The 26,950-nt window shown below is 41.2% G+C and carries 18 protein-coding genes; 4 read left to right on the top strand and 14 right to left on the bottom strand.

Annotated elements, in window-relative coordinates; all coding sequences use genetic code 11:
- Positions 1 to 5: 5 nt before the first annotated feature.
- The 14 genes from F1644_RS12730 to carA form a co-directional block, all read right to left on the bottom strand.
- Entirely contained in the window at positions 6 to 2,345 is a 2,340-nt protein-coding gene (locus F1644_RS12730) for a Gldg family protein (RefSeq protein ID WP_118305198.1), read from the bottom strand.
- Positions 2,346 to 2,366: 21 nt separating this feature from the next.
- Entirely contained in the window at positions 2,367 to 3,290 is a 924-nt protein-coding gene (locus F1644_RS12725) for an ABC transporter ATP-binding protein (RefSeq protein ID WP_118305264.1), read from the bottom strand.
- A 133-nt stretch (positions 3,291 to 3,423) separates the two neighbouring features.
- Positions 3,424 to 4,542, bottom strand: coding sequence for a hypothetical protein (locus F1644_RS12720; RefSeq protein WP_118305199.1), 1,119 nt, complete (start codon positions 4,540 to 4,542; stop codon positions 3,424 to 3,426).
- A gap of 22 nt (positions 4,543 to 4,564) precedes the next feature.
- Positions 4,565 to 5,962, bottom strand: coding sequence for a RagB/SusD family nutrient uptake outer membrane protein (locus tag F1644_RS12715; protein WP_118305200.1), 1,398 nt, complete (start codon positions 5,960 to 5,962; stop codon positions 4,565 to 4,567).
- Positions 5,963 to 5,978: 16 nt separating this feature from the next.
- Entirely contained in the window at positions 5,979 to 9,455 is a 3,477-nt protein-coding gene (locus F1644_RS12710; RefSeq protein ID WP_229782357.1) for a SusC/RagA family TonB-linked outer membrane protein, read from the bottom strand.
- Positions 9,456 to 9,618: 163 nt separating this feature from the next.
- Positions 9,619 to 10,785 (bottom strand): FecR family protein, encoded by a 1,167-nt coding sequence (locus F1644_RS12705; protein ID WP_147344496.1) that lies wholly within the window; start codon positions 10,783 to 10,785, stop codon positions 9,619 to 9,621.
- A gap of 109 nt (positions 10,786 to 10,894) precedes the next feature.
- On the bottom strand, positions 10,895 to 11,458 hold the full coding sequence (locus F1644_RS12700; RefSeq protein WP_118305202.1) for an RNA polymerase sigma-70 factor: 564 nt from the start codon (positions 11,456 to 11,458) through the stop codon (positions 10,895 to 10,897).
- A gap of 108 nt (positions 11,459 to 11,566) precedes the next feature.
- Positions 11,567 to 12,697: an AAA family ATPase gene (locus tag F1644_RS12695; RefSeq protein ID WP_118305203.1), complete on the bottom strand. Its 1,131-nt coding sequence runs from the start codon at positions 12,695 to 12,697 to the stop codon at positions 11,567 to 11,569.
- Between the two features lie 90 nt (positions 12,698 to 12,787).
- A complete protein-coding gene (gene radA, locus F1644_RS12690) occupies positions 12,788 to 14,152 on the bottom strand; it encodes a DNA repair protein RadA (protein WP_087419280.1) in 1,365 nt (454 codons plus the stop codon).
- A 198-nt stretch (positions 14,153 to 14,350) separates the two neighbouring features.
- The gene (locus F1644_RS12685) at positions 14,351 to 16,684 is read right to left on the bottom strand and encodes a transglycosylase domain-containing protein (RefSeq protein WP_087419279.1); all 2,334 of its coding nucleotides are present in this window, start codon (positions 16,682 to 16,684) and stop codon (positions 14,351 to 14,353) included.
- A 1,193-nt stretch (positions 16,685 to 17,877) separates the two neighbouring features.
- Positions 17,878 to 19,047, bottom strand: a complete 1,170-nt coding sequence (locus F1644_RS12680; protein ID WP_087419278.1) for an ATP-binding protein — start codon at positions 19,045 to 19,047, stop codon at positions 17,878 to 17,880.
- Positions 19,048 to 19,163: 116 nt separating this feature from the next.
- The gene (locus F1644_RS12675) at positions 19,164 to 19,571 is read right to left on the bottom strand and encodes a hypothetical protein (RefSeq protein WP_118305205.1); all 408 of its coding nucleotides are present in this window, start codon (positions 19,569 to 19,571) and stop codon (positions 19,164 to 19,166) included.
- Positions 19,572 to 19,787: 216 nt separating this feature from the next.
- Entirely contained in the window at positions 19,788 to 23,003 is a 3,216-nt protein-coding gene (carB, locus tag F1644_RS12670; RefSeq protein ID WP_118305206.1) for a carbamoyl-phosphate synthase (glutamine-hydrolyzing) large subunit, read from the bottom strand.
- A 214-nt stretch (positions 23,004 to 23,217) separates the two neighbouring features.
- The gene (gene carA / locus F1644_RS12665) at positions 23,218 to 24,300 is read right to left on the bottom strand and encodes a glutamine-hydrolyzing carbamoyl-phosphate synthase small subunit (protein ID WP_118305207.1); all 1,083 of its coding nucleotides are present in this window, start codon (positions 24,298 to 24,300) and stop codon (positions 23,218 to 23,220) included.
- Positions 24,301 to 24,547: 247 nt separating this feature from the next.
- Between carA and F1644_RS12660 the strand changes: the two genes are divergently transcribed.
- The 4 genes from F1644_RS12660 to rfaE2 all read left to right on the top strand — a co-directional run bounded on the left by F1644_RS12660 (position 24,548) and on the right by rfaE2 (position 26,813).
- Positions 24,548 to 25,027 (top strand): arginine repressor, encoded by a 480-nt coding sequence (locus F1644_RS12660; RefSeq protein WP_087419271.1) that lies wholly within the window; start codon positions 24,548 to 24,550, stop codon positions 25,025 to 25,027.
- 84 nt (positions 25,028 to 25,111) lie between these two features.
- Positions 25,112 to 25,951 carry a pantoate--beta-alanine ligase gene (gene panC / locus F1644_RS12655; protein ID WP_118305208.1) on the top strand — a complete coding sequence of 280 codons (840 nt, stop codon included), beginning with the start codon at positions 25,112 to 25,114 and terminating at the stop codon, positions 25,949 to 25,951.
- Between the two features lie 12 nt (positions 25,952 to 25,963).
- Positions 25,964 to 26,314, top strand: coding sequence for an aspartate 1-decarboxylase (gene panD, locus F1644_RS12650; protein WP_027202130.1), 351 nt, complete (start codon positions 25,964 to 25,966; stop codon positions 26,312 to 26,314).
- Position 26,315: 1 nt separating this feature from the next.
- A complete protein-coding gene (gene rfaE2, locus F1644_RS12645; protein WP_229128151.1) occupies positions 26,316 to 26,813 on the top strand; it encodes a D-glycero-beta-D-manno-heptose 1-phosphate adenylyltransferase in 498 nt (165 codons plus the stop codon).
- Positions 26,814 to 26,950: the final 137 nt, after the last annotated feature.

Here is a 26,950-nt window from a genome sequence, read left to right as displayed (position 1 = left end):
TTAATTTACTTCCCCTTCCTCCGAATCAGCACGAACATCCCCATCAAAAGAAGTAATGCCGGAAGAATCCACTGTAATATTACTTTAAGTGAAGCTCCGGTTTCCATGCCAATATTCAGTTTATTATCAACATATGACGAACGTGAAGTATTCACGGGTAATTCCTCATAAGAGAACCAGTTAAACATCGCCATCAGTAAAGCACCATTAGCAGAGATTATCCCCCTGCGGGAAACGGATAATTCACCCATACTAAAACAATCGGCATCGCCCAATACGATGATCCGTTGTAAACGCCCCGCCTGTTCTCTCTCCAAACCCACCATCGTACTCTTCACTCCAGCCCGTTCACCAACCTTGGGATTCAAACGAGCCGTATCGTTCACGAAGTCAATAGTCTCTAACTCGTTCCAAGCCATAGAATCTCTGGATTCCAGCAACGGAATGATTCGAAAACCTTTATCCGTTTTTTGCTGGATAGCCAAAGCACCCGGCATGACTAACGAGGGAGTCGAACTTCTCCGATGTGTCACGTAATACAAATTATCCCAATGGCTAGATATCCCCCGGGCACTATCGGTAACCGTGCAAAGAAGTAAATGTGCGGGATAGTCAGTCACAGCCTTTTGCACCAAAATTCCGGGTTCAAATTGCAACCCTAATTGTTCCACCAAGGGCGTCAGATAAGAATATGTTTTCGGTTTACCCGCCACGAGTAAATTTTTACCATTTTCCACGTAACTGTATAGAATATCCAGTTCATCACTCGTAAACGGTTCCAATGGTTCGGACACGATCAGAATATCCAAACTATCCAAATCCCGGCATCCCCGTCTTAAACTGACATCCAACACGTCAAAACCCTGATTAATCATTGCCCGACGATAAGTTTTTTCCGACACCGAATAAGAATAATCCCGATTACGATCTCCCACGCTAGAACGTGCTCCCCGATCTGACAGGATTCCAACCCGGGGTAATCTCATAGCAACCCGTTTCAATGCAGCAGAAATTTCAGTCTCTCCCGGTAAAGGATTCATGAAATCACGATAAACACGCAGAAACGTTCGCTGTCCATTCTCTCGCTCAATCAAAGTCACAAAATCATACCTCTCGTCACTCAAGTTGATACCTTTTTCAGTTTCCACCTTCGCTATTTCCTCTGGAGTCAGGTAACGTCCCGAACGGGTATCTTGTAACTTTACCGCATCTTTTACCGCCCCCAATAACGTTTTACCGGGATAGCGCTTTTTAAAGTTTTCGCTTGTTGTATCCACATGATAATAAAAAACGTAATTCAATTCCATATCAGGTTTATACCGGATGTAGCGTTCGTAGCGATCAATATCCCTTTTTATATTTTTCGCCGTTATACCGTAAAGCTCCCCGAACAAATTCACGTAAGTTGTCAATTTCACTTTTCCATCGAGTTTTGCCACTATATCCTGACTCGCTTTCGTTAACGAATTTTCCTTTGTATAAGTCGTGTCATAATAACACTTTAACATAGGACGAGATGTCAAATATCCCACCAACATCGTTATAATGAATATCCCCAGGTAACGGGAAATTCTCCCCGCAAGGGAACAACTTTCACGTAACAGTTCTAATTTTAACACGGCAAAACTAAGGAACATCCCACTCATGATAACAAAATAGACGATGTCCTCACTGCAAATTAACCCTCTGATAAACGTATTTGCCCTTCCTCCCAAAGACAACCAGTAGGTGATTTCACGTACAAACGAGTATTCCTGCCAAATCCCGGAAACCAAGCCCAACAAGGTCAGTAAAGACAACATCCCGATTGCCGCCACGATTGGATAATTGGTCAACGTTGACATGAAAAGACCAATCGCCGCGTAAAGCCCGAACAAAAAATACAAACCTAATAAACCTGTGAACACGGTTGCCCATCCAAACGATTCCACGACACTCCCGGCAATCACGACAAAAACCAATAATATAGCCATCATGATCAACCCGTACAACATTATTCCCAAGTATTTTCCCAGCACGATATGCCGTCCCGTGATCGGGGCCGAGAATAATAATTTTATAGAACCTCGACTAAACTCCTGGCTGATTAGCCCCATTGTCAACAAAGGCATAATCAAATAAAACCACTGGCTCACGCTTCCCCAAAGTCCCCTGGAATTATAGAAAATATCTTTGGAAATAGCATACAGACCTCTACCCAACTCCTGTCTTCGGGATAAACTTTCCATCATCTCACCAAACGTCATCCCCGTCATAAACACAAAAAGGACAAGTAAAAGCCATGCCACAGGTGAATAAAAAAGATTTGATAACTCCAAACGAGCTATCCTGTATATTGCTCTCATAATAGTTTACTTTTAATATGATTATTTTCCTGACAACTTAGCAAACACTGCCTCCATAGAACTCTTTTCGGTCCGGATCTCTGTCATTTCCCACCCTCTGGCAACACTTTCACGAATCACTTGTTTGACCGTGTCCCGATCTCCGTCATACAACAAACGGGCACCTCGACCACTCACACTTTCCACCTGCTTGATACCGGGAAGCGCCATTAACTCATCGGGCAGCGGAGGCACATCAAATTCGGCATAAAGCGTATTCGGTTTGATATAATTATCAAACTCCTCCACGCTACCGGAAAATACCACTCGCCCATGTTCAATCATTTTGATTGTTGAACAAGTAGCTTGAACTTCCGACAATATATGTGTTGAAAGCATTACCGTATGCTCTTCCGCTATATTTCGAATTAATTGACGAACTTCCAGAATTTGGTTTGGATCCAATCCATTCGTAGGCTCATCAAGAACCACGAATTTAGGATCATGCAAAATAGCTTGGGCAATACCCACCCGCTGCTGGTATCCCCCGGACAGGTTACGTAACAACCGTTCTTTCACGTGCGTGATCCCACAGCGTTCCTCTGCCAGGCTAATGGCGGTATTGATTTTCTTCCGAGCCATCCAGTGTATCTCGGCGCAAAAACGCAAATACTCATCCACGGTTAAATCCGGGTATAATGGAGGCTTTTGAGGTAAAAAACCGATATATTTTCGGGCAGCCACGGGATCCTTCAATGTATCGATTCCATCAATATACACCTTACCTTGAGTCTGTTTTAACACACCACAAATAATATTCATTGTCGTTGATTTTCCCGCACCATTTGACCCCAGTAAACCAACTACCCCCGAACCATTAATCTCAAAATCAATATCCTCGATTGCCCACCGGGTTGTGGTATAACGATGATATAAATGTTCTACTTTTACAATTGGATTTTCCATACATACGATTTTATTCATAATTATAGCCAGGTATCAAAACAACGACACCTTATTTCATGTTCCATAAAAGAGACACCATCCCCATCCCGCACCAGGATAAGAGCGGTGTCTCTATATATTCAATATCTAATTTTTATTTACCCAAATAACTTCCAATAGTTTCTATATCTACCCCCTGTCGTTTAAACTCGTTAATTAGAATGTCATACTTTCTCCGAATCAAACCATTCCGGTCTTTTAACGGGTGAAGTATCCCTGTGAGATCATTTGCATTATAATTTCCATTCACCGGAGTAGCAACCAAAGTTTCATAAGTATAATCAAAAATCATATTGACATAATTTTTAAGATCATCATCCTGTATCAAAGAAAGCTGAGACGTTGCATACGGGCGTTTTACAAATCCCAAACGATAACTCATGCTATCAACGGGCCGGGATGAAGCCGAAACTCCTGCCCAATAATAATCGGAAACATCATAAAAATCATCATAAGAAAAACGATCTTTCATCTTGTCATAAGTCTGAAGGAACCATTTATTCAAATCATTTTTCAACGTCTTTTTACTCGCGTCCGTCATTGTCCCGGCAGTCTCATCCCCATGACTGAAGATGAAATTATTGAATGAAAGTAGATAGGATTTATTCAACAACGTCTGTTGATTTCCAGAAACCGTTTTCAGACCTTGACCCAAGATAATTTTCAACGGCATCACGGAACGCAATAGCGAATCAGGATAAAAATTCAAAAAAAGCTGTTCCAGCAAATCCAGTTGCTTGTCAACATACGCCTCGTCGGCTTTTTCCACCGAGAAAGTACCCTCGTACTGGGTTTTATAGTTCACGACCAACAACGTCTTGCCATCCAAAGACACCTCTTGCCATGAAGTACTTGAATTTTTTGTCGCCCCTAATTTATACTCTACCCCGGCAAGATTCGCAACGCTATCTTTCACGAAATCACCCTCTTTCATCTCATAATAATTTACAGTCCTTATCGTGTCCAGATACATCTCTTGCCAGCTCGCTTGTACTTTAAGATAAACATCAACCGGATCGAACTTATAAAGGATATACACGCCTGTCCGATCAAACCAATCCACGATACGCGCATCGTATTCATGATTCCCTTGAGGAATCACCAGCTCGTATTCCTCAACTCCCGAAGGAGTCAACGTTTTATTATCATCATTACACCCGATCCATCCAATGAATCCAACAATTAATATCCATAATATATTCTTTGTTTTCATACGATTTCATTTTAAAATTAATCTACTGATTTTGTTCCAAGGCAGGATTTTGTTCTGTGATCAACTTGGGAATAGGCAAAACATAATGCCCCATATCCTGCTGATACTCGATACTACTATCATACAAAAGATGAGTAACCGTCACACCAAGGCGACGCACGTCACACCAACGATGACATGTTTCCCCGCATAACTCCCGACGACGTTCCAACAAACAGAAATCCAGCAATTCCTGACCATCGGTCAAGTTTACCTCAATATACTTACTTTTATTAATACGATATTTTCTCAATTCATTCAAATCAGCCAAAGCCTTCACTCTAAATTCGTCCTGACCTCCCGCCAGATATTTCCGAGAATAGACTTCTGCTCGATTCAAATACAATTCCGCCGTGCGGATTCCCTGTATCGCCGCATAATCATAATATCCTTTATTCACACCAGCATATCCTCTTGTGATGGAACCATCATAATACAAATAGATCTTTTGCCGAAGATCAACATTATCCGTATATATTCCTACCAAATCATCTGATGCAATAAACGGGGGAGATAACCGAGGTTGAAAACTCACCTCGTATCCAGAATTATACTCCCGAGCCCAAATAATCTCATCCGGGGTTGAAGAGGTGTGATATACCCGTCCTCCATCATTCAAGTCTAATAAGTTAGACTTTTCCATCAAAACAGAATCCGCATAAGCCAACGCTTTATCCCAATTTTCCATGTACAGATATACCCGCGACAATATTGCTTTCGCAGCGAGATGATTTATCCTAAAAAAATTACGGTCATACTTATTCTCCGACAACAACCTAATCCCATGTAAAAGATCCCGCTCTATCTGCAAATAAACCTCTTCCACTGTGTTTCTAGTAAAAAACTGACCTGTCACCGTGGGATCCAATTTCAAAGGAACACCCAAATCTGTTGCCGGATTCCCTTGATTATATGCAATCCCGAAAAAATTCACCAAGTGGAAATAATACCAAGAACGTAATATCAAGGCCTCTCCCCGTAAACTCTCCCGGATATAGTCCTCTCCCTTCATATCATCCAAATACTCCAAAACCAGATTACATCCTAAAATACCTTTATAAGGAATTTCCCAACATTCGCCATTATAACCACCTCCATCATCGTCAAACATCTTCGCATCCCATAAAAATCTCCATTTCTTCTGTTCATATTCATCCTCAACATTCGACAAAGGTTCTACAGATTTTTGATTATCCGTGAAAATCTCCGACATATAAAAGAAATTATGACCATCCCGGTAACCATCTCCTAACAAAATTTGCTCTAAATCCGACACCATGGCGGGCCTAACCTCATCTTGGCTGGATTCTTCCAGAAAATCACTACACCCTATCAAACAAAAGACAGGCATTAGCAAATATATATTTCTTATTTTCATCATGTATCTTTTATTAAAATTAGAAACTCAGGTTAACTCCCAGCGAGAAATTTTGAGATCGAGGTTGTTCTCCCAATGCAACTTCCGGATCACGTCCCTTGAAATCCTTACTCTTAATCTGCAAAGGATTAGTTGCCGTGAAAGAAACAGTCACATTCTTTGCAAACCCCTTGATCCACTCATCCGGCAAACTATAAGAAAATTTGAAATCATTAAAACGAATATACCACGCATTCACCACCCGCGCATCCGATTTCGCCCAAGCTTCCAGCGGGTAAAGCGTCGTACTATTCCCAAATGGACGAAGTGGACGACAATTCTCGCCAACCGGGATAGAGGGAATATTCGTATGAGCCTCGTCTCCTGGCTCCCGCCAACGTTTTTTTAATTGAGTCGAGGCATTCTGGTACTCGCTCATCATCCGGAAGCCATAGCTGTAAGGAGAGGATAAAAACGTGTAATTACCCCTGCTTACGTAGAAATTCAATGGGAAAGAAAAACGTTTCCATCGGAAAACCATGTTAATTCCCACAGTGAAAGTTGGTTCAAGAGTTCCCATATACTTCATATATTCGGTAGCGTCCTCTGCTGCCTGCCTCGTGTCTGCCCGTGAAAAATCAAACGTGGGACCACCATGATTCGGATCTAATCCAGTGAAACGGAAAGCCCAGAAACTCCCGACAGGATACCCTTTTTTATTCAATGTCCCATCTGAAGCGACTTTCCAATCTTTTGTTGACTCAAGTTTCGAATTTACCGTGTTGTCATTCCCTGAAAAACTTGTCCCAAAACTCCACATAAAATTCTTCGTCCGAACCGGAACGATACTAAAAGAAAGATCCCATCCCTTATTCTTCACGTCACCATCATTTATTGCCATACTTGTCGTCCCGTTCTCGTAAGGAATTTTTGCCGTAGTGATCACATCGGTCGTCTTTTTATAATACCAGTTAAATGTCCCGCCTAACTTATTTTCAAAAAAAGCAAAATTAATCCCTAGATTCACCGACAACGTTTTTTCCGGTTTCAGATCAGGATTAGGAAGCTGACTCCACGTCATTCGCCATTCCCCTGTCTTGGAATCTACCGCTCCTATTTTAGCTATAAAATCCGGGCTAACATTCTCGGCAACATTTCCCTGGTAACCGAAAGTACCCGAGAAAGACAAATTACTCACAATATTCTGATTTTTCATCCAATGTTCGTCTGTCACGTTCCAACGCAAACCTCCGGACCAAACTGTTTGGAACTTCGTGGATCCGCCAAAACGATTGGAAGCATCCCCCCGTACTGAAAAATTAATAGAATAACGATTATCATACATGTACCCTCCCGATATGTAGTAAGAGATATAATTAGACAAACGGTCCGTAACTGTCGGGATTGTCCGCGCATATAGCTTGTTTTCCTCGGAATTAGAACCATAATGCAAAGGTACATTTGTAAAACTCTTTCCACGGTCGGGCATATACCCCCAGTTCGTTTGTGAATATCCCTCATATTGATTGCTACGGGTCTCAAAACCGGCCATCAAGTTCACGGCATGCACTGCATTCCACACTTTCACGAACTCCGCTTGTATTCTTGCCGTGTAATTAAAATTCCGACTCTCTGAAACAGTCAGCATACCGCCATAAGGCAGTTTCGACACCTTGTATGCATTATCCAACACGGAATATTGCCCGTATTCATACCCCCGTATCCCGGTAATATTATGGGATCGTTCCGAGAACCACGTTTCTGCAAAAGAAGAACTTGACATTCCCCCGATTGTCGCCGAAATCGTTAAATCTTCGTAAACCCTCCAACGGGCATTCAAATTCAGGTTTAGACTCTTCGCAGTATTCCTGTTTCCCGAATTATCCAATTCATTCAATATATTATAATTAGCCGTACCTTTTTCATAATAATACAATTTACCCTCATCATAACAAGGAATAGTCCGGCTCGTGGTAATAGCATAATTGTAAGGGTCTACTCCTGAAGCAAAAGCCTTTGTCTCCGTGTGGGTACCAGACAACGAAGCCGTCAGCGTCAATCGTTTCCAAAAAATAGACGTCATGTTCAAATTACCCGTGTAAGTCTCCTGCTCGTTACCTTTCGCTGTATTCTGTTGGTTCCGATACCCGAAAGAAGCCCGGTAAGTTGCGTTCTCATTACCCCCGGAAAAACTCAACGAGTGCGATTGAGAAAAAGGTGTTCTATACAAAATATCAAACCAATCCGTATTCACGGTTTCTAACTTTTTCACTCCATTCTGAAACTCTTCCAGGCTAATTTCACGTCGAGAATAAGCCAATGCCAATCCGACATAACCGATATTCTCATCGCCCACCTGCGCTCCCCGCTCAAAAGCCTCACGGGAAAGGGCAATCCGGTCTTTTGAATTCATAATTTCCATCCGGTTATAATTTAACCTTTGGCTCATAGAAAAATTCCCGGAATAATTTACTGACATACGACCGCGTTCTCCTTTCTTTGTCGTGATCAAAATCACCCCGTTTGCAGCCTTCACTCCATAAATTGCCGTTGCCGAAGCATCCTTCAACACGGTAATATCATCAATGTCATTCGGATTCAACCACGAAACTGCTCCCCCGATAAAATCTTTCATCATATCAAGGTTATCGTCACTGATAGCCGCTAATGACTCGGCCTCAAACGGCAAATTATCCTCCTGAATGATACCGTCAACCACCCATACCGGATCAGCATTACCCACTAACGTGGACGTTCCTCTCACTCTCACTTTCTGCCGTGTTCCCGTCAAACCGCTCGTGTGAGTCACCACCATACCCGGAATTTTTCCCTGCAACATAGACTCGATGGTCTCATTTCCCGTCATGATCAAATCTTCCGATTTCACCTTCGCATAAGCTCCTGCCATCGCTTTCTCTCGAATCACTTGATAACCGGTAACAACCACTTCTTCAATTTCTTTCAAATCTTCCACCAACACGACATGGAGTGTATCACTTTTCTCTGTAAACCGAACTTTCTTACTCTTAAAACCTACAAAAGAGAATTCCAGAAAGCCCTCTCTAACTGGTAACATTAGCGAAAAGACCCCCATTGTATTAGTTGCCGTCCCGACAGTTGTTCCTTCTAATTTTACTGTTACACCTGGCAAGACCTGTTTTTTCTCGTCTACAACTTTCCCTGTAACTTTCAACATCTCCTGTTGTCCTACGACATCAACCCGACGCTTCACCACGATAATATTCCCTCGAAAACTATACGTTAAATCCGTCCCCTCAAAAAGACGCACTAGTACAGCTTCCACGGTCTCATCCCTCGCCTCAACAGACACCTTTCCCAAGCTATTCGTTTGTTCGGTATTAAAAATAAAATGCAAATCTGTCTGTCGCTGAATCTCATCCAGCAACATTTTCACAGTAACCTCTTTCATATTCAAACTAACTCGTTCCTGCTGAGCATAAGTACTCGCTGAAAGAGAAAACGTGAAACAAGACAGTAAAACGAGACACATTCTCATAATTTTCCAAAATTTACGCCAACAACCCAAATAAGATCGAAGGCAAATTCGATTTTTTTCCATACTTTTGTAATTGATAGTTAGATTATTTACCAATAGACTCACACGATAAAGTCTATCGGAGATTAAACTAGCGGAAGGTGCTTCCAACGCCTTCCGTTTTTTATTTAGTAACAATAATTATCCTTTCCTTTATCGTAAATTTTACTCCCGTAGCTTCCGTAATTGCTCCTAGGATATCTTGGATTTCCTTATAACGTCCCAAGTGTCCGGAAAAATGAAGTTGTTTAACACTTTCTGTTTGGTAAAACACATCCACATCATACCACAATGAAAGCGTATTCATAATCTGTTCCAAGCTCTCCTCTTCAAACGTGAAAATACCCTTTGTCCAAGCCACATATTGTTGTACATTCACACTTTTAATCTGAACTTTTCCGGTTCCCCGATCAAAGTGGGCCAACTTTCCAGGACTCAACATGTACTCTTTCTGTGAATTCGGCAATTTAATACCCACTTCTCCCTCTACCAAAACGGTTTGTACATCTTCTCCTTTACGTGCATTCACATTAAATGATGTCCCATAAACCTGTACCTGCATTCCTTCTATTTCCACACAAAAAGGACGAGTACTATCTTTCTTCACTTCAAAATAAGCTTCACCCTCCAAATAAACTCTACGCTCTTCCCTTCCAAATCTCACCGGATACTTCAGATTTGTCGCAGAATTCAATATGATGTTCGTTCCGTCGGATAAGGTCAGATTAAACTCTCCTCCCCGGGGAATCTTCAACATACTATATTGCAGTTTTTCCTCTTTTTCGTCAATACCAGTATCATACACTAAACCTGCACTTGTTTGTGTCGCTTTCAACCCTTCACCAACCTCAATTTCTTTCTGTTTCATATCTTTCAATGCTAGCGTTGTCCCTCCCGGAAGTACTAGCATAGCCTTAACCTGCCCCGGTTCAATCGCCTCGCAGACCACAGGACTCCCCTTTTTCTCTCCCTGATTCAACAACCAGACGGAAAGTCCTATTGCTACCGGTACGGCTATCACCGCCGCATATCTCAACACTTGCTTCCATAAACTCCATCGATTCGGCAAAATTTGTTGTTCAAAACGTCTCCATCCCTTTTCCATATCAATCCGGCAAAACTCAGGAAACTCCTCCGCAAACCGTCCCTCTTCCTTCATTTCTTCAAAAAAACGAAGGTTCCTCTCGCTTTCCTTTATCCAGCGTTCCAGTTCCTGTCGTTCCTCTTCAGAAATGGCACCAGACAAATAAAGCCGAATCATTCGAACTATTTTCTCATTAAAGATTTCCATATCCGTTCTCCAATTTTGCACCACATACGACAAGCACCCCGAAAAGGGGTAAGTAGAATACAACTTTTTTCAAGAAAAATTTATAACCTAAACGAGAAGTAGGCTAAAATCAGAGTACTCGGAACATAACCAATAAGGTAAATAAATTCCCCATCCGCTCTTTCAAGAAACGAACAGCATTCTTTTTATGAGTTTTAACCGTTTCTACGGAAAGAGATAATAATTCGGCAATCTCCTCATTCTTTTTACCCTTCAGATGCAATTCGAACACCTCCCGACAACGATCAGGCAACTCCCGAACGGACAAATACAACTCCCGGTAAACCTCCTCCCGCATCAAATTATATTCCCGTTCCCGTTCATCATCATGATTGGCTAGCTGGTAAGCAAGATACCGATTTTCTACCGCTTTATGCTTTAAATAATCTAAACACCTGTTCTGAATAGCATCATACAAAAATGCCTTGAATCCACGAAAAGAATTGTATTCCTTCGGACTTTCCCAGATTGCCACGAATACCTCCTGCACCACATCCTCTGCAACTTCCCGCTGGCGGACACGTTTCATGGCATACAACACAAGATAATTGTAGAAGTGTTCGAATAAAACCCGAAACGCTCCTACTTCTTTGGTATTAATTTGCTGAATAAATTTATCTTCTGAAATATCCATTCACTCCTTAACTTGGATTCTTGACAAATATAAAATATTCCAACCAAGAAACAAAATTCAATAGAACTGATTATTTTGTAAGTTACAAAATAATCAGTTCTATTATTTTCACTTAAACCAATCCCGTTTCAACCACGCCTCGAACAAGGGATCTTGAAACGTAATTTCATTTCCTCTCACATCAATCACCTCCCGTTCCATAAGAGCTTGCTTTATTCTAACCACATTTCCGGAGGTTCCAATCCGATAAGCCTGTAATGTTTGTTTTGAACTTAATTGCTTTTCTCCCGCTATTAATGCCTTCAAAAAACCGAGCTGGGCATTACTAAACGTTTCCATGCTATTCAGAAAAAGTAGGCTCAACTGGTCAATCAACCCATTATACGCTTCCTTAACAACAGATGGCACTACTAACTTTTCTGTCCTAAGCCACACCTGTTGAGCCAATTGCTGCACATAATACGGGTGCCTGTCTACCAATTCCACCAATAACTGAATTTCATCTCGTTCAATAACCTTATTAGTCGTTTGGAATTTTTGTCGAATAAACGGAACCCATTCTTCCGTTTCTATTTTTTGAAGAAACATTAAGTCTCCAAACTTATAAAAGGGCATTGAAACATTCGCAAATACATCCATCAACATGTGCCGCTTGCTACCAAACAAGCAATAAGCAACGTGAGTATGTCGCTGCCAATGGGCCCTCAACTTCTTTTGAAACGCCAAAGAATCCCCGAAATTAGCCACGTTCTGAAATTCATCAATACAAATAATTAAACGAATATTTTTAGATACAGCCAAAGCCTCTGCCAAATCCAGAATATCATCCGGATTACGTTTCAATTCCTCCAACCCAATCCCAAAAGACAGCTCACTCTCCACATCAGCCGTAAAAGAAATCCGGGGGATCAAGCGGGCAAGGAAGTTTTTGGCATTCATCGCTATTTCTTCCCACTTGGAAGATACAGATGTTAAAACCTCTTTCGCCAATAATGTATAAAACTCCTCTTCTTCCCTCACGTTAAAAAGGTCAATCATGCATAATTTCACATCTCCTTCAGACGCTAGGAGTTGTTTGGCAACATGCGTTACTAACGATGATTTTCCCCAACGACGAGGAGAAATAATAATCGTATTTGTCAAACTTCTGAAATTCTGCAATAAACGTTCTGTTTCCACTCGTCGATCCGTGAAATTTTGATCCGTAGCTATTTTCCCAAAAACAAAAGGCGTTTCCATATTTATTCGTTTTATTCTAGAACAAATATAACTGATTATTTTGTAACTTACAAAATAGTCAGTTTACAAAATACAATATGGATAAACGATTTAGCTAAATAACTCCCGGCAAATATCTCCCACCCGAGAAACAAATCTCACTTTTATATGTGCAGGAACTTTTGTCAGCGCTTTCTTATTTCCCGCCGGAACAAATATTTGTTGGAATCCGAGTTTTTCAGCCTCCAGTATTCGTTGTTCGATACGACTCACGGCACGAATCTCTCCCGACAAGCCAACTTCCCCGGCAAACACGGTATTTGTGGGAATCGGAGCATCTATATTTGAAGAAAGAACCGCCATCACGACTCCTAAATCCAAAGCCGGGTCACTCACCCGTATTCCTCCGGCAATATTCAAGAACACATCCTTCGCCGCCAACCGGAACCCCACCCGCTTTTCCAACACGGCAAGCAACATGTTCAATCGTCGCGTATCAAAGCCCGTTGCAGACCGCTGAGGCGTCCCGTAAGCCGCCGTGCTAACCAAGGCCTGCACTTCCAACAAAATCGTTCTAACGCCTTCCATGGTGGCTGAAACGGCGACTCCACTCAAATCTTGGTCATGATTGGATAGCAACAACTCGGAAGGATTAGCCACCTGTCGCAAACCGGATTGCAACATCTCGTAGATACCTATCTCGGAAGTCGAACCAAAACGGTTCTTCATAGAGCGCAAAATACGATACATGTGTTGCTGATCACCCTCAAATTGCAGGACGGTATCTACCATGTGTTCCAAGATCTTCGGACCGGCCAACTGACCGTCTTTCGTGATATGCCCGATCAAAATAGTCGTGATCGTATTTTCTTTCGAGTAACGCAGCAACACGTTAGTACACTCCCGGATTTGCGACAAACTCCCCGGAATGGCATCCACACTCTCTGTTGCCAGCGTTTGTATAGAGTCAATAATCAATAATTTCGGTTCAAGCGCACGGGAATGTTCCAATACCGTCTCCAACGAGTTCCCCGAAAGGAACAGGCAATCGTCATTCTCCGCCCCCAATCGTTGCGCCCGCATCTTGATCTGCGACACACTCTCCTCCCCGGAAACATACAGCACTTTCCCACAACGATTATGCAAGGCAAATTGCAGTACCAACGTCGATTTACCGATACCCGGCTCTCCCCCCAGTAGAATCATAGAACCCGGTACGATTCCACCTCCCAACACTCGGTTCAGTTCTCCATCTCCGGTATCCATACGCTCATCAGCATTCGCCTTCACCTCCGACAACTTCAAAGGCCGTGAAGAACTTGCCCCCACGATAGAAGCCACCCGGTTTCCTTTGGTAGAAACTTCCACCTCTTCCACAAAACTATTCCACTCCCCGCAAGTAGAGCATTTCCCAACCCATTTGGATTCCTTTGCTCCACAATTCTGACAAACGTACACGGTTTTTGTTTTAGCCATACAATTGAAAATTGAAGATTGAAATAAACCATCTAAATAATAACCTCTCCTCTCCTAATAGGGAAAACCACTTGGTAATCAACTCTCCCCCTGTGTAAGGGGGAGTCGGTGGGGGTCGTTCTCAAATAAAACTTTTTCAATCTCGTTATTCTTACAATACTTTCTATAAATCAGATCATCAACAAAATGAATTTTCAATTAATCAAAGATTTCATCTGAAGAATCGTAATCCGTCATTCCCTCTCGATCCGCATCCCCACAATCAAGCACATGGTTCACCCCATTCGGTTTTTGGAAATCACTTTGCGGCACGGCAAGAGATTTATCCGCATATACTTTCTGCATAAACAAAGCCCAAATCGGAAGTGCCATACTAGCTCCCTGTCCATTCGCCAAATTCTGGAAATGGATAGAACGATCTTCCGCACCAACCCAAACCCCTCCGGCAAGATCAGGTGTAATTCCGATAAACCAACCATCAGAGTGATTCTGTGTCGTTCCGGTCTTTCCCCCGATCTGGTTCTTAAAACCATACCGAAAACGCAAACGGCGACCCGTTCCTTCATCCACAACCCCCTGCAACAAATTCGCCATCAAGAATGCAGTGTTTTCAGTAATCACTTCTCTGGATTCCGGGTAGAAATTCGCCAGCACGTTACCATACTTATCCTCAATTTTAGTCACCATCATCGGTGCATTATATACCCCTTTATTCGCATATATCGAGAATGCCCCGACCATCTCTTTCACGGAAACCTCGGAAGAGCCCAAGAAAATTGCGGGAACCGGGTCTATAAAACTCGTGATTCCCATCCGGTGAGCCATCTGCACGACGGCCTCCGGGGTAAATTGTTTCAATACCCAACCGGAAATATTATTCACCGAATTTGCCAATCCCCATTTCAAAGTCACCATCTCACCTTCCCGCTTATCCGTGGAATTACGAGGCGTCCAAGTCGTCCCGTCCGGCAAGACAAACGTCTGTTGCACGTTCAGCACCTGATCACAAGGTCCCAGCCCCTCCTGCATCGCCAACGTGTAAAGAATCGGCTTGATCGTTGAACCGATCTGCCGTTTTCCGGTACTTACCATATCATACTGGAAATAACGATAATCCGGTCCCCCCACGTACGCCTTGATTCGGCCTGAAGAAGGTTCCATCGCCATGAATCCGGCCCGGAAGAATGATTTGTAATGTTTCAATGAATCCAACGGACTCATCACGGTATCCCGTACACCTTTCCACGTGAAAACAGACATCGGAATCGCTTTATCAAAGGATTTCTTTATCTCTTGAAAACTCTTACCTGCCTTATTCATTGACCGATAGCGCTCGGTACGACGGATAGAAGTATTCAAAATATCATTGATCTCGGAAACCGTCAAATCATTCGAAAAAGGCGGATGAGCTTTTCTACTTCTCTCGGCCATAAATGCCGGCTGCAACGTTCCTCCCAGATGTTCCGTCACGGCCTCTTCCGCATATTTCTGCATCCGGGAATCCAATGTTGTATAAATCTTTAACCCATCCGTGTAGATATTATAATGCGAACCGTCTGATTTCAGATTCTTGTTGCACCACCCATAAAGCGGATTCGTTTCCCAAGCCAAAGAATCTACCGCATACTGGTCTTTACTCCACTTGCTGTAATTCTTTTTATCCGGTTTAGATGCTGTCATGTATAACCGTAAATATTCCCGGAAATAGGTCGCAATACCCTCTTTATGATCCTCTTTGTGGAAGTCCAATCCCAAAGGCAGAACCTTCAAAGAATCAAATTCAGCTCGTGAAATCTTGTCATATTTCAACATCTGTCCCAACACCACATTCCGGCGTCCCAACGTTTTCTCTTCTCTGCGTACCGGGTTAAAAAGCGACGGATTTTTAGCCATCCCCACCAACATAGCGGCTTGTTCCACCTTCAAAGAATCGGGTGTTGTCGAAAAATATATGTTTGCGGCAGAGTTAATACCAACGGCCAAGTTCAAAAAGTCAAACTTATTGAGATACATTGTGATAATCTCTTCCTTCGTGTAGCTTTTCTCCAATTTCACCGCAATCACCCACTCCCGGAATTTACGTACAGCCAACTCCATGAAGTTCTGATTCGCCTCCCGAGGGAACAACATCTTTGCCAACTGTTGCGTGATCGTACTACCACCTCCGGCAGAAGAATTCCCGGTCAACATACCCTGTGCCACCCGGAACAATCCTCGCACATCAATACCACTATGATCATAGAAACGTACATCCTCCGTGGCAATTAACGCATCGATAACACTCTGAGGAATATCCTTGTAATCCATATACCGACGGTTCTCACTCCCCTCGAAATACTTTCCTAAAATCTTCCCGTCCTCGGAATAAATCTCCGTGGCAAATTTATTCTTGGGGTTCTCCAACTCCTCGAACGTGGGCATAAAACCTAATTTACCCGCCGAAACAAGGTAGAAAAAGAAAAACACACCCGCAACAAAAACAATAAATAGCCCCCAGAAAATGGCAAAGTCTTTCCAATATCTTTTAAACATCACTTCTCGTTTTTATTTTAGCATACAAAGTTAGAAAATTAAATTTATATCTCTACCGATCAAGAAGAATCTCTCCTTGCTCTTCCATAAAAACGATTAAAACTTCTTGAAATCTTAAGAGTTTTATTCCACAATCCACTTCTCGATATTTCGTGTCTTGTTGTCGAAGTTAATGCCGATTTTAAACAATTGACGGGAAAAAGATAGCACATGTTTCACGAAATACAAAGCCTGAAGAATAAATGAAATACCCTATCACACAATAACCATATTCCCTTCACCCCCATATCAAAGACACCCGCTGAACGTCTTTGAAACGTCTTTGATTCGAAAGTGATACGTCTTTGATCCCTAACTACACCCTGTCTTCAACGGATAATGTACGGATTCTACACGGATAACGAACCAATTTACATTCCATTAATAAGTTTTCAAAACATCTATCCATTAAAAATTCTTTAGGACCAATACTTTATTTTTTAAAGAATAGTTTCCAGTGCAGATGGAAACTATTTTTCATTCACACTGGAAACTAATCTTTTTAAAAATCACGTCTGATCTTACACTGAATTTAAGATACTTCGAAACATTATCGTTTCATACCATTTCCGAATATGACATTATAAATTAAAATCACTTTTTTGGAAAAAAAATTTTCATTGATCTAATCTGTTAATAATGATATTTAACAACTATATATTCGTTAACTATCTTTTTGTCAATTGTAGTTTACTAAAATTGGTTTACTAAGTTTACTGTAAACTTTTTTCAGGACAATACATAATACTTGGCTCATGGTTAGGCTATTCTTTCCCTATACCATAAACATAGCATGAACATAGTAACAACATAACAACAACATAGATTTGTGTTCATGTTCTGTATGCGGTATGTTCGAGATTACTTTATGTGGTAGAGGAACCATAGAAAAAGGATAGAGAAAAGATAGGGAAAGGCAAGATCAAAAAATAAAACGATTTTTAATACTTGTAATAAAAATTTTATCTTATATATTTGTGAGGTGTATCTTTAATCCTTACTATGCAAGAGAAAGAATTTGAACATATTTTCAAATACCATTATATTGATATATATAATTTTATCTATCACTATATCATGAATGGAGATTATTCAGAAGATCTAGCACAGGATGTTTTTATTTGTTTTTTTGAAAAAAGAATCAAGTAAGTAAACTAGTAATTAAAACCAAAATGCCACAGTGGAATAATATTTTTATATCCATATTCAATGTTATCCTTTACGATATATGCATTTTCTATCCCTTCTATCTGCTTTTGCTGTTTTCCTTGGCCTCCAACCTCAAAAGTAAAATTTTCAATCCGGAAATCAGACTTTTCAGATGAAAAGACATCATTGTACACTTTCATCTGGGAAAGAAAAAACGTTTCTCGAATATTTCCTATATCTGATTTATTTTCAGCTAAAGCATAAATCAAATTTGTGTTATCTAAATACACTTTTTCCACTTTACCCAATAATCTAATACCTCCAGTTTCACCACGTAATTGAGCAATTATACCAGCTCTTTCCAGATAATACAAGAAATCTGTTACTTGATTACGATGCACATCTATCATTTGACCTATTTTCGTAAAATTAGGCTTGAATGGTACACTTTGAGAAATAATATAAAGTAATTGCCGAATTTTTTTTGTAGAAGCAATATTCATACTAGCATAGATAGGAATATCATTCTCTACCGTAAGACCTATCACATTCCGCAAGCGTTGTTCATAACCAGGATCCCGAAAGAATGGATAATATCCTTTCATCATGTACTCTTTAAATAAAGGTAATGGTAACCTTGTTTCAGGAAATTCAATTTTGTGCGAAAGAATATCCTCTAAAGAATAGGCTGGCAACTGCATTCCATACGATAAATTCAAATATTCACGAAAAGAGAGTCCCGGCAAATAGTAACTCAATGCCCGACGACTTAAATCTGCATTTCCCTTATAAATATCCAAAATAGAAGAACCCGTGAATATAATCTGAAAATCAGGATAATAATCATATATCATTTTCAGTTCCTTAGACCACTCCGAATATTTATGCACTTCATCAATAAAAAGATGTCTTCCCCCGTTTTTATAAAAATCCGAAGCTAAATCAAAAAGTCTATGTTCTGCAAAATACAGGTCATCCGCATTAATAAAAAGCGTATCATCCAGCGAATGATTTAATTTTATACGCTGTAACAACATAGTGGTTTTCCCCACTCCCCGAGGTCCCACAATTCCAATCATACGTGCCGACCAATCAATTTTATCATACAAATATCGGATATATGATGTATCTGTCAATAACAATAAACGCCGGAAAAGTTCAATTAATTGTTCCATAACTGTAATAAAATCAATGTTATTGATGCAAATATACAAAAATGCTGATTTAAATCAGCAAATTTTCGAAAAATTGCTAGTTTAAATCAGCAAATCAATATATCGTTATGAATCATTTACTCTATCACCTCAATCTTAACCTTCACATCATTAACGGTACATCCATCTGTCTTGAATTCTATGATAATCCCGGTATGAGTCCACATGGTCTGGAAATCCCGATCTTTCAGTTCTCCTGCTTTTAAAGGAAACGAGCGACGGGAACGAACTCCACTAGTCTCTCCGTCTTCTCTTATAGTTAAAATAGCATCACAATCCAAGGAACCTTTCACCGTGATATGTAGCCTTTGGGGAGTTTCTGTTTCGGTGTTATAGACAAAAGTGGCCAATTGCTTATTATTAATAGTAAACGTCTGTTCCTCAACAACTCCACCAGATGATTGCATCCACACGACGATTCCCAGTATCAACATGATTAAAACTGCAAAAACATATAGAATTCTTTTCAATTTCTTACTCGTCATAAGTATCTATTTTTATTATCAATGATTATTACAAAGCTAGCAATTTAAGGTCAAATACCCAAAAAATTATTATCACCCCGTAAAACTGCAAGATGTATCTTGCAGTTTTATTAAATTATTGCTGGTTACATCCTGCAAAATATAAAAAAGGGGCTGTCCAAAAAAAATGAACAGCCCCTTTCAACTTTTATCTTTTAGTTTTTATCTTTTACCTTTCTAGTATTCGTCCCAACTCTTAATCGCAATCTCGGAAGGATCTACCTTACAAATAGCATAGATGAAGGCACTGGCCAAACGGGCATTCGTGATCAACGGGATGTTGTAATCCACGGCTGCACGTCGGATTTTATAGCCATTATCCAGCTCTCGTTTCGTGTGATTTTTCGGGATATTGATTACCAAGTCTATCCTTCGATCATGCAAGTATTCCATAATATTCGGCTCCTTATCTTCATCCGGCCAGTAAAGGATTTGAGTATCAATTCCATTCTCTTTAAAGAATTTAGCCGTTCCTGCCGTGCTGTAAATATTATACCCTTTTTCGATCAACATCCGGGTAGAATTCAGTAACTCTACCTTGGAACGAGTCGGACCGGAAGAGATCAGTATATTTTTCTTCGGAATACGATGCCCAACAGAAAGCATACTTTTCAATATTGCCTCGTAGTAATTCTCACCGATACACCCCACCTCTCCCGTGGATGCCATATCCACTCCCAACACGGGATCGGCCTTTAAAAGCCGGGCAAAAGAGAATTGTGAGGCTTTCACTCCCACGTAATCCAGATCGAATACCGATTTATTCAAGGATTCAACCTTCTCTCCCAACATGATCCGGGTGGCCATATCGATAAAGTTATATTTCAATACTTTCGACACGAAGGGGAAACTTCTCGATGCCCGCAAATTACACTCGATGACCTTTATATCATTATCCTTCGCCAAAAACTGCATGTTAAACGGACCGGATATGTTCAGTTCTTTAGCAATGGAACGGGCAATCTTTTTGATTCGACGGATTGTCTCCACGTAAAGTTTCTGTGCCGGGAAAACGATAGTCGCATCACCGGAATGTACTCCGGCAAATTCAACATGCTCACTGATAGCGTAAGCCTTTACCTCTCCTTCCTGCGCCACTGCGTCAATCTCGACTTCTTTCGCCTGTTCGATAAACTCGGATACCACGACAGGATGATCTTTCGATACCTCTGCTGCTAACTCCAAGAAATGTAATAACTCATCTTTATTCGACACCACGTTCATAGCGGCCCCGGATAGCACGTAAGAAGGACGAATCAACACGGGGAAACCCACTTTATCCACGAAATGATAAATGTCCTCTATACTCGTTAATTCGCTCCACCGGGGCTGGTCAATACCCAACTCGTCACACATGGTAGAGAATTTCTGACGATCTTCTGCCCGGTCGATAGATTCGGGAGAAGTCCCCAAAATATTCACGTGTTGACCATGCAATCGCATAGCCAAGTTATTCGGAATCTGGCCACCCGTGGAAACAATCACGCCTTTCGGTTCTTCCAATTCGATAATATCCATCACCCGTTCGAATGACAACTCGTCGAAATAGAGACGATCACAGGTATCGTAATCCGTGCTGACTGTCTCCGGGTTATAATTAATCATCACCGAACGATAGCCGGCTTTCCGGATTGTATTCAAAGCACTCACACCACACCAATCGAATTCCACGCTACTACCGATGCGATAAGCTCCCGACCCCAACACGATCACGGAACGTCCGTCATGCTCGTATTTCACGTCATTTTCGGACCCGTTGTAGGTGACATACAAGTAATTTGTCATTGCCGGATATTCACCCGCCAGCGTGTCAATCTGTTTCACACAGGGTAATACTCCCGATTTCTTCCGGTAATCCCGAACCTTCAACATTTTCTCGTGGTGAGATAACGAGGTATTCTTCACGGTCAATCGACCGATCTGGAAATCAGAGAAACCGTATTGTTTTGCCTTTCGCAACAGACCTTCACTAATATCCGTTTCCTTATCAAGTTTGCTTAATTCTTCTTTTAGCAAGTGAATGTTTTCCAAACGTTGTAAAAACCAGTGATCGATTTTCGTCAATCCATGAATTTTCTCTACGCTATATCCCTTGTCGAAAGCCCCGGCAATGGCAAATATCCGAGAATCTGTCGGGTTCACTAACTCTTCATCAATATCTTTCGCTTTCAACACGTTACCGACAAAACCGTGCATACCCTGCCCGATCATCCGGATTCCTTTTTGAATTGCCTCTTCGAAAGATCGTCCGATAGCCATGATTTCTCCCACGCTTTTCATGGAAGAACCGATCACTTTGGAAACTCCCTCGAATTTATTCAAGTCCCAGCGAGGTATTTTACAAACCACGTAATCCAATGCCGGCTCGAAACATGCCGTGGTGACTTTGGTTACCGAGTTTTTGATCTCGTGTAACCCGTATCCCATACCCAATTTCGCAGCAACAAAAGCCAAAGGGTACCCGGTTGCCTTGGATGCCAATGCACTGGACCGTGAAAGACGAGCGTTTACCTCGATTACCCGATAATCTTCCGAGTTCGGATCAAGGGCATACTGCACGTTACATTCACCCACGATGCCTATATGCCGGATTATTTTTATAGCTATCGATCTCAATTTGTGGTATTCGCTATTACTTAAAGTCTGTGATGGAGCAACTACTATACTCTCTCCGGTATGAATTCCCAGCGGATCGAAGTTTTCCATGTTACAGACCGTGATACAATTATCATATTTATCACGTACCACCTCGTATTCTACTTCTTTCCATCCCTTCAAAGATTCTTCCACTAAAACCTGAGGAGAATAAGAAAAGGCACTGGCAGCCAAGCGTTCCAACTCTTCTTTATTCGAACAAAAGCCGGAACCCAATCCCCCCAGAGTGTAAGCTGCTCGGATAATCACCGGAAAACCTAATTTATCCACCGCAGCAAACGCCTCTTCCATATTACTGGCAGCGATACTTCTCGGTGTTTTCACGTTAATTTCTGCCAATTTTCCGGCAAAGATTTCCCGGTCTTCGGTATCTATGATGGCTTGTACAGGCGTTCCGAGTACTTGCACGTTATACTTTTCTAGAACACCCGATTTATAAAGAGCCACCCCGCAATTCAATGCAGTTTGTCCCCCGAAAGAGAGAAGAATACCATCCGGACGTTCCTTCTCGATCACCTGTTCCACGAATTCCGGTGTCACGGGTAAATAGTATATCTTGTCAGCCACCCCTTCCGATGTCTGTACCGTGGCTATATTCGGATTTATCAACACGCTGTAAATACCTTCTTCCCGAAGTGCTTTCAAAGCCTGTGATCCGGAATAATCAAACTCTCCGGCTTCCCCTATCTTCAATGCTCCCGATCCCAGAAGCAATACCTTTGCTATACCCATTCTTATTTTAGATTTAAAGTTTTAGATTCATTGCTCGTTTTTTCCGTCAAAAATGAGTACTCTAACTCTCCCTCTGTTTATAGAGGGAGTACCCCGAAGGGGGGAGAGAGTTTATAGAAATAACGATAACTCCTCCGACACTTCGTGCCACCTCCTCTATGAACAGAGGAGGAGCTGGAATACTCATCATTTTCAGTGTTATCACTAACATTCCTTTCAATTACTTCTTCGATGTTTTCATTGCAGCAATGAAATTGTCAAAAAGAAACTCCGTGTCCACGGGACCACTTGATGCTTCCGGATGGAATTGAGCCGAGAAAAAAGGTTTTTTCTTGTGCTGAATTCCCTCGTTTGTACCGTCATTTACGTTCACGAACAACGGTTCCCAGTCAGCGGGAAGTGTTGTCTCATCTATTGCGAATCCATGATTCTGGGAAGTAATATAACAACGGGTTCCACCGGGGTTCATGACCGGTTGATTGTGACTTCTATGTCCATATTTTAATTTATAGGTAGAGGCCCCGGCAGCCCTTGCCATGAGTTGATTTCCCAGACAAATACCCATGATAGGGGTATTCCCTTTCAATGCTTTCCGTATATGCTCTATCGTTTCCTCGCAACGAGAGGGGTCTCCCGGCCCGTTAGAAAGAAAGATACCATCAAATTTTTCCTTCGTGAAATCATAATTCCACGGAACTCGTTTCACCGTAACATCCCGTTTTAACAAGCATCGCAATATATTGTTTTTTACCCCGCAATCCACCAGAACCACTTTATATTTCCCGTTTCCGTATTCCATGATCTTTTTCGTGGAAACCTCGGCAACGATGTTATCTTTATTCGGATCATAATAGGGTATGTCTTCATTGTCAAACAGTATTTTACCCAACATTGCTCCATGATCCCTTAACTTTTGAGTCAATGCCCGGGTATCTATACCAAAAAGCCCCGGAATCTGTTGTTCTTTTAACCAATCTCCGAGACTTTTTTGGGAATTCCAATGACTATACCGGGAAGAGTAATCCGAAATGACCAAAGCTTTACAATGAATCTTATCCGACTCGAAGAACTTGGATATTCCGTCTCGCTCGTCATCGACCGGGACCCCGTAATTTCCGATCATGGGATAAGTCGGAACCAGAATTTGCCCTTTATAAGAAGGGTCTGTTAAGCTCTCCGGATAACCGGTCATTGCCGTATAAAAAACAACTTCCCCGGACACCGATTTCTCGTAACCAAAGGAAGTTCCCTCATAAACTGTCCCGTCTTCTAAAACAAGACGGGCTTTCTTTAATTCATGCATATTTATTCAATCAATCAACTATAAATTAAATTTTATGCAAAAATATGGTGAATATATGAATTTACAAAGCATATTTATGAAAATAAATATTTTTAAGATTATAGGGACATCAACACATCGTATTCTAAAACTTATCAAACCATTATACTCCCCAGATAAGTACATCAATACCCTCTCTTTATTTTATATCCCCGTATTGAATATAAAACAAATTTCCCTAACTTTGTGAGGCGTAATATAAACACCTATGAGAAATAAAACGAAACGCCTGTTGGCCATTCGAAAGCTTATTGAGAACGAACAGATCTGCTCGCAGGAAGAATTATTGTTCAGACTGAAAGAGCTAAACGTAGAGGCAACGCAAAGTACGTTATCACGCGATCTTAAATTCATGAGAGTAGCTAAAATACCTCATAAAGATAAAGGTTACATATATATTATCCCGGACAGTATTCAGAATGAACAAGCCGATGAAAAAGCCTCCGCCATCGTGACGGACGCCATTTCAAGCATTGATTTTTCAGGAAATATTGCCGTGATGAAAACTCTTCCCGGATACGCGAAAGCCGTGACCGTTCTGATTGATAATGAAAATTATTTTGAGGTACTGGGAACTATCGGTGGTGACGATACAGTCCTTATTGTCATGCGGGAAGGCGTTACCCATAACGAGTTGCTGGATGCTCTCTCGTCTATACACGCTAATATTCATTCACTATTTAAATAATCATTTTGAATTTTCAACTTTCAATTTTGCATTATATCGAAAATAGTTTGTAAACTTGCACCCCGTATTTTCAAGAATATAAGCATGAATATTATAACTAAGAAAACGGAATTAAGCACCGTTATCGAGAAGTTGAAAAGTGAAGGGAAAACGGTGGGCTTAGTGCCAACAATGGGCGCACTTCACGAAGGTCACATATCCCTCGTGAAAGCATGTAAAAAAGGAAATGATATTGCCGTGGTCAGCGTGTTCGTGAACCCGACGCAGTTTAATGATAAAGAAGATTTGAAACGTTATCCCCGTACTTTGGACAAAGATGTTACTTTATTGGAAAAGAACGGATGTGATTACGTGTTCGCTCCCAGCGTGGAAGAGATGTACCCGGAAGAAGATACCCGTGTATTTGACTTCGGATACGTGGAGAGTGTCATGGAAGGAGCAAGACGTCCGGGACATTTTAACGGCGTGGGACAAATCGTAAGCAAGTTATTTGACATTGTGCGACCACACCGGGCATATTTCGGGATGAAGGATTTCCAGCAAATCGCGGTGATCAAAAACATGGTGAAACAATTACATTATGAGCTTGAAATTGTTTCATGCCCTATCATCCGGGAAACAGACGGGCTGGCCATGAGTTCCAGAAATACTTTACTGGAACCGGAATACAGGAAAAATGCCCCGCATATTCATAAAGTACTCGAAGAAGCTACTCATTTAACTTCCCAAATGAACGTGGAAGAATTAAAAAAATGGGTAGTAGATGAAATCAATAAAAACCCTTATCTGGAAACTGAATATTTTGAGATCGTGGACGACACAGAACTGAAAACTATTCAAGACTGGAGTGAAAACAATGTAAAAGTCGGATGCATTGCGGTTTATGCCGGTAAAATCCGATTAATTGATAATATTGTATTTTAAACTAACACGAAGATGTTTATAGAAGTAGTAAAATCTAAACTTCATAAGGTTACCGTTACTGATGCTAACCTTCAGTACGTGGGCAGTATCACTATTGATGAAGCTCTGTTAGAGGCAGCTAACATGATCGAAAACGAAAAAGTTCAGATCGTGAACATTAACAATGGTGAGAGATTCGATACCTATATCATCAAAGGAGAACGCAATTCGGGTATTATTTGCCTGAATGGTCCGGCAGCACGTAAATGTGCCGTGGGCGACGTGATCATTATTATCTCATACGCTTCAATGGATTTTGAAGAGGCTAAATCACACAAACCTACATTGGTTTTCCCGGACACCGCAACAAATAAACTTATTTGACATGATCATGGATTATTTACCACTTATCGAGAAAAAAATCGCACACACGGCGAAAGAGGCTGAAAATATATTGAGTCTGTGGAGATTCAAAGATGACAAGATCGTTTTCACAAACGGTTGTTTTGATATTCTCCATAAAGGACATATAGAATACCTAGCCAAAGCGGCCTCTCTGGGAACTAAATTAGTGATCGGATTGAATACGGATGATTCTGTGAAACGGTTAAAAGGTGATTCCAGACCCGTGAACGACGAGAATGCCCGGGCGTTATTACTAGCTTCTCTCATGTTTGTTGACGAAGTGATCCTTTTCGATACGGATACACCTCGTGATCTGATTGATTTCGTTCAACCGGACGTGTTAGTAAAAGGAGGAGACTATAAACCTGAAGAGATTGTAGGTTACGATATAGTAAAGGCCAAAGGGGGAGAAGTAATTACTATTGATTTTATCGAAGGATATTCAACTACCGCTACAATCGAAAAGATGAACAAATAATCGTGCATTTCTCTTATAGGAAGTAACACGTTCTGTCATAATAAATTGGAAATAGAAATTCGTTATATTCTATTTCCAATTTTTTTATATTATACCTGTTAGTAACTGTTAGTATCTCGTGTATTCATGGTGGAATA

Source organism: Butyricimonas paravirosa, from assembly GCF_032878955.1.
GTDB classification, from domain to species: domain Bacteria; phylum Bacteroidota; class Bacteroidia; order Bacteroidales; family Marinifilaceae; genus Butyricimonas; species Butyricimonas paravirosa.
This window is presented reverse-complemented; position numbering and strand designations above follow the sequence as displayed.

Excerpts from the sequence above, each read along its gene's own strand:
- F1644_RS12730 (WP_118305198.1), bottom strand. The coding sequence starts at position 2,345 with ATGAGAGCAATATACAGGATAGCTCGTTTGGAGTTATCAAATCTTTTT.
- F1644_RS12725 (WP_118305264.1), bottom strand. The coding sequence starts at position 3,290 with ATGGAAAATCCAATTGTAAAAGTAGAACATTTATATCATCGTTATACC.
- F1644_RS12720 (WP_118305199.1), bottom strand. The coding sequence starts at position 4,542 with ATGAAAACAAAGAATATATTATGGATATTAATTGTTGGATTCATTGGA.
- F1644_RS12715 (WP_118305200.1), bottom strand. The coding sequence starts at position 5,962 with ATGATGAAAATAAGAAATATATATTTGCTAATGCCTGTCTTTTGTTTG.
- F1644_RS12710 (WP_229782357.1), bottom strand. The coding sequence starts at position 9,455 with ATGAGAATGTGTCTCGTTTTACTGTCTTGTTTCACGTTTTCTCTTTCA.
- F1644_RS12705 (WP_147344496.1), bottom strand. The coding sequence starts at position 10,785 with ATGGAAATCTTTAATGAGAAAATAGTTCGAATGATTCGGCTTTATTTG.
- F1644_RS12700 (WP_118305202.1), bottom strand. The coding sequence starts at position 11,458 with ATGGATATTTCAGAAGATAAATTTATTCAGCAAATTAATACCAAAGAA.
- F1644_RS12695 (WP_118305203.1), bottom strand. The coding sequence starts at position 12,697 with ATGGAAACGCCTTTTGTTTTTGGGAAAATAGCTACGGATCAAAATTTC.
- radA (WP_087419280.1), bottom strand. The coding sequence starts at position 14,152 with ATGGCTAAAACAAAAACCGTGTACGTTTGTCAGAATTGTGGAGCAAAG.
- F1644_RS12685 (WP_087419279.1), bottom strand. The coding sequence starts at position 16,684 with ATGTTTAAAAGATATTGGAAAGACTTTGCCATTTTCTGGGGGCTATTT.
- F1644_RS12680 (WP_087419278.1), bottom strand. The coding sequence starts at position 19,047 with ATGGAACAATTAATTGAACTTTTCCGGCGTTTATTGTTATTGACAGAT.
- F1644_RS12675 (WP_118305205.1), bottom strand. The coding sequence starts at position 19,571 with ATGACGAGTAAGAAATTGAAAAGAATTCTATATGTTTTTGCAGTTTTA.
- carA (WP_118305207.1), bottom strand. The coding sequence starts at position 24,300 with ATGCATGAATTAAAGAAAGCCCGTCTTGTTTTAGAAGACGGGACAGTT.
- F1644_RS12660 (WP_087419271.1), top strand. The coding sequence starts at position 24,548 with ATGAGAAATAAAACGAAACGCCTGTTGGCCATTCGAAAGCTTATTGAG.
- panC (WP_118305208.1), top strand. The coding sequence starts at position 25,112 with ATGAATATTATAACTAAGAAAACGGAATTAAGCACCGTTATCGAGAAG.
- panD (WP_027202130.1), top strand. The coding sequence starts at position 25,964 with ATGTTTATAGAAGTAGTAAAATCTAAACTTCATAAGGTTACCGTTACT.
- rfaE2 (WP_229128151.1), top strand. The coding sequence starts at position 26,316 with ATGATCATGGATTATTTACCACTTATCGAGAAAAAAATCGCACACACG.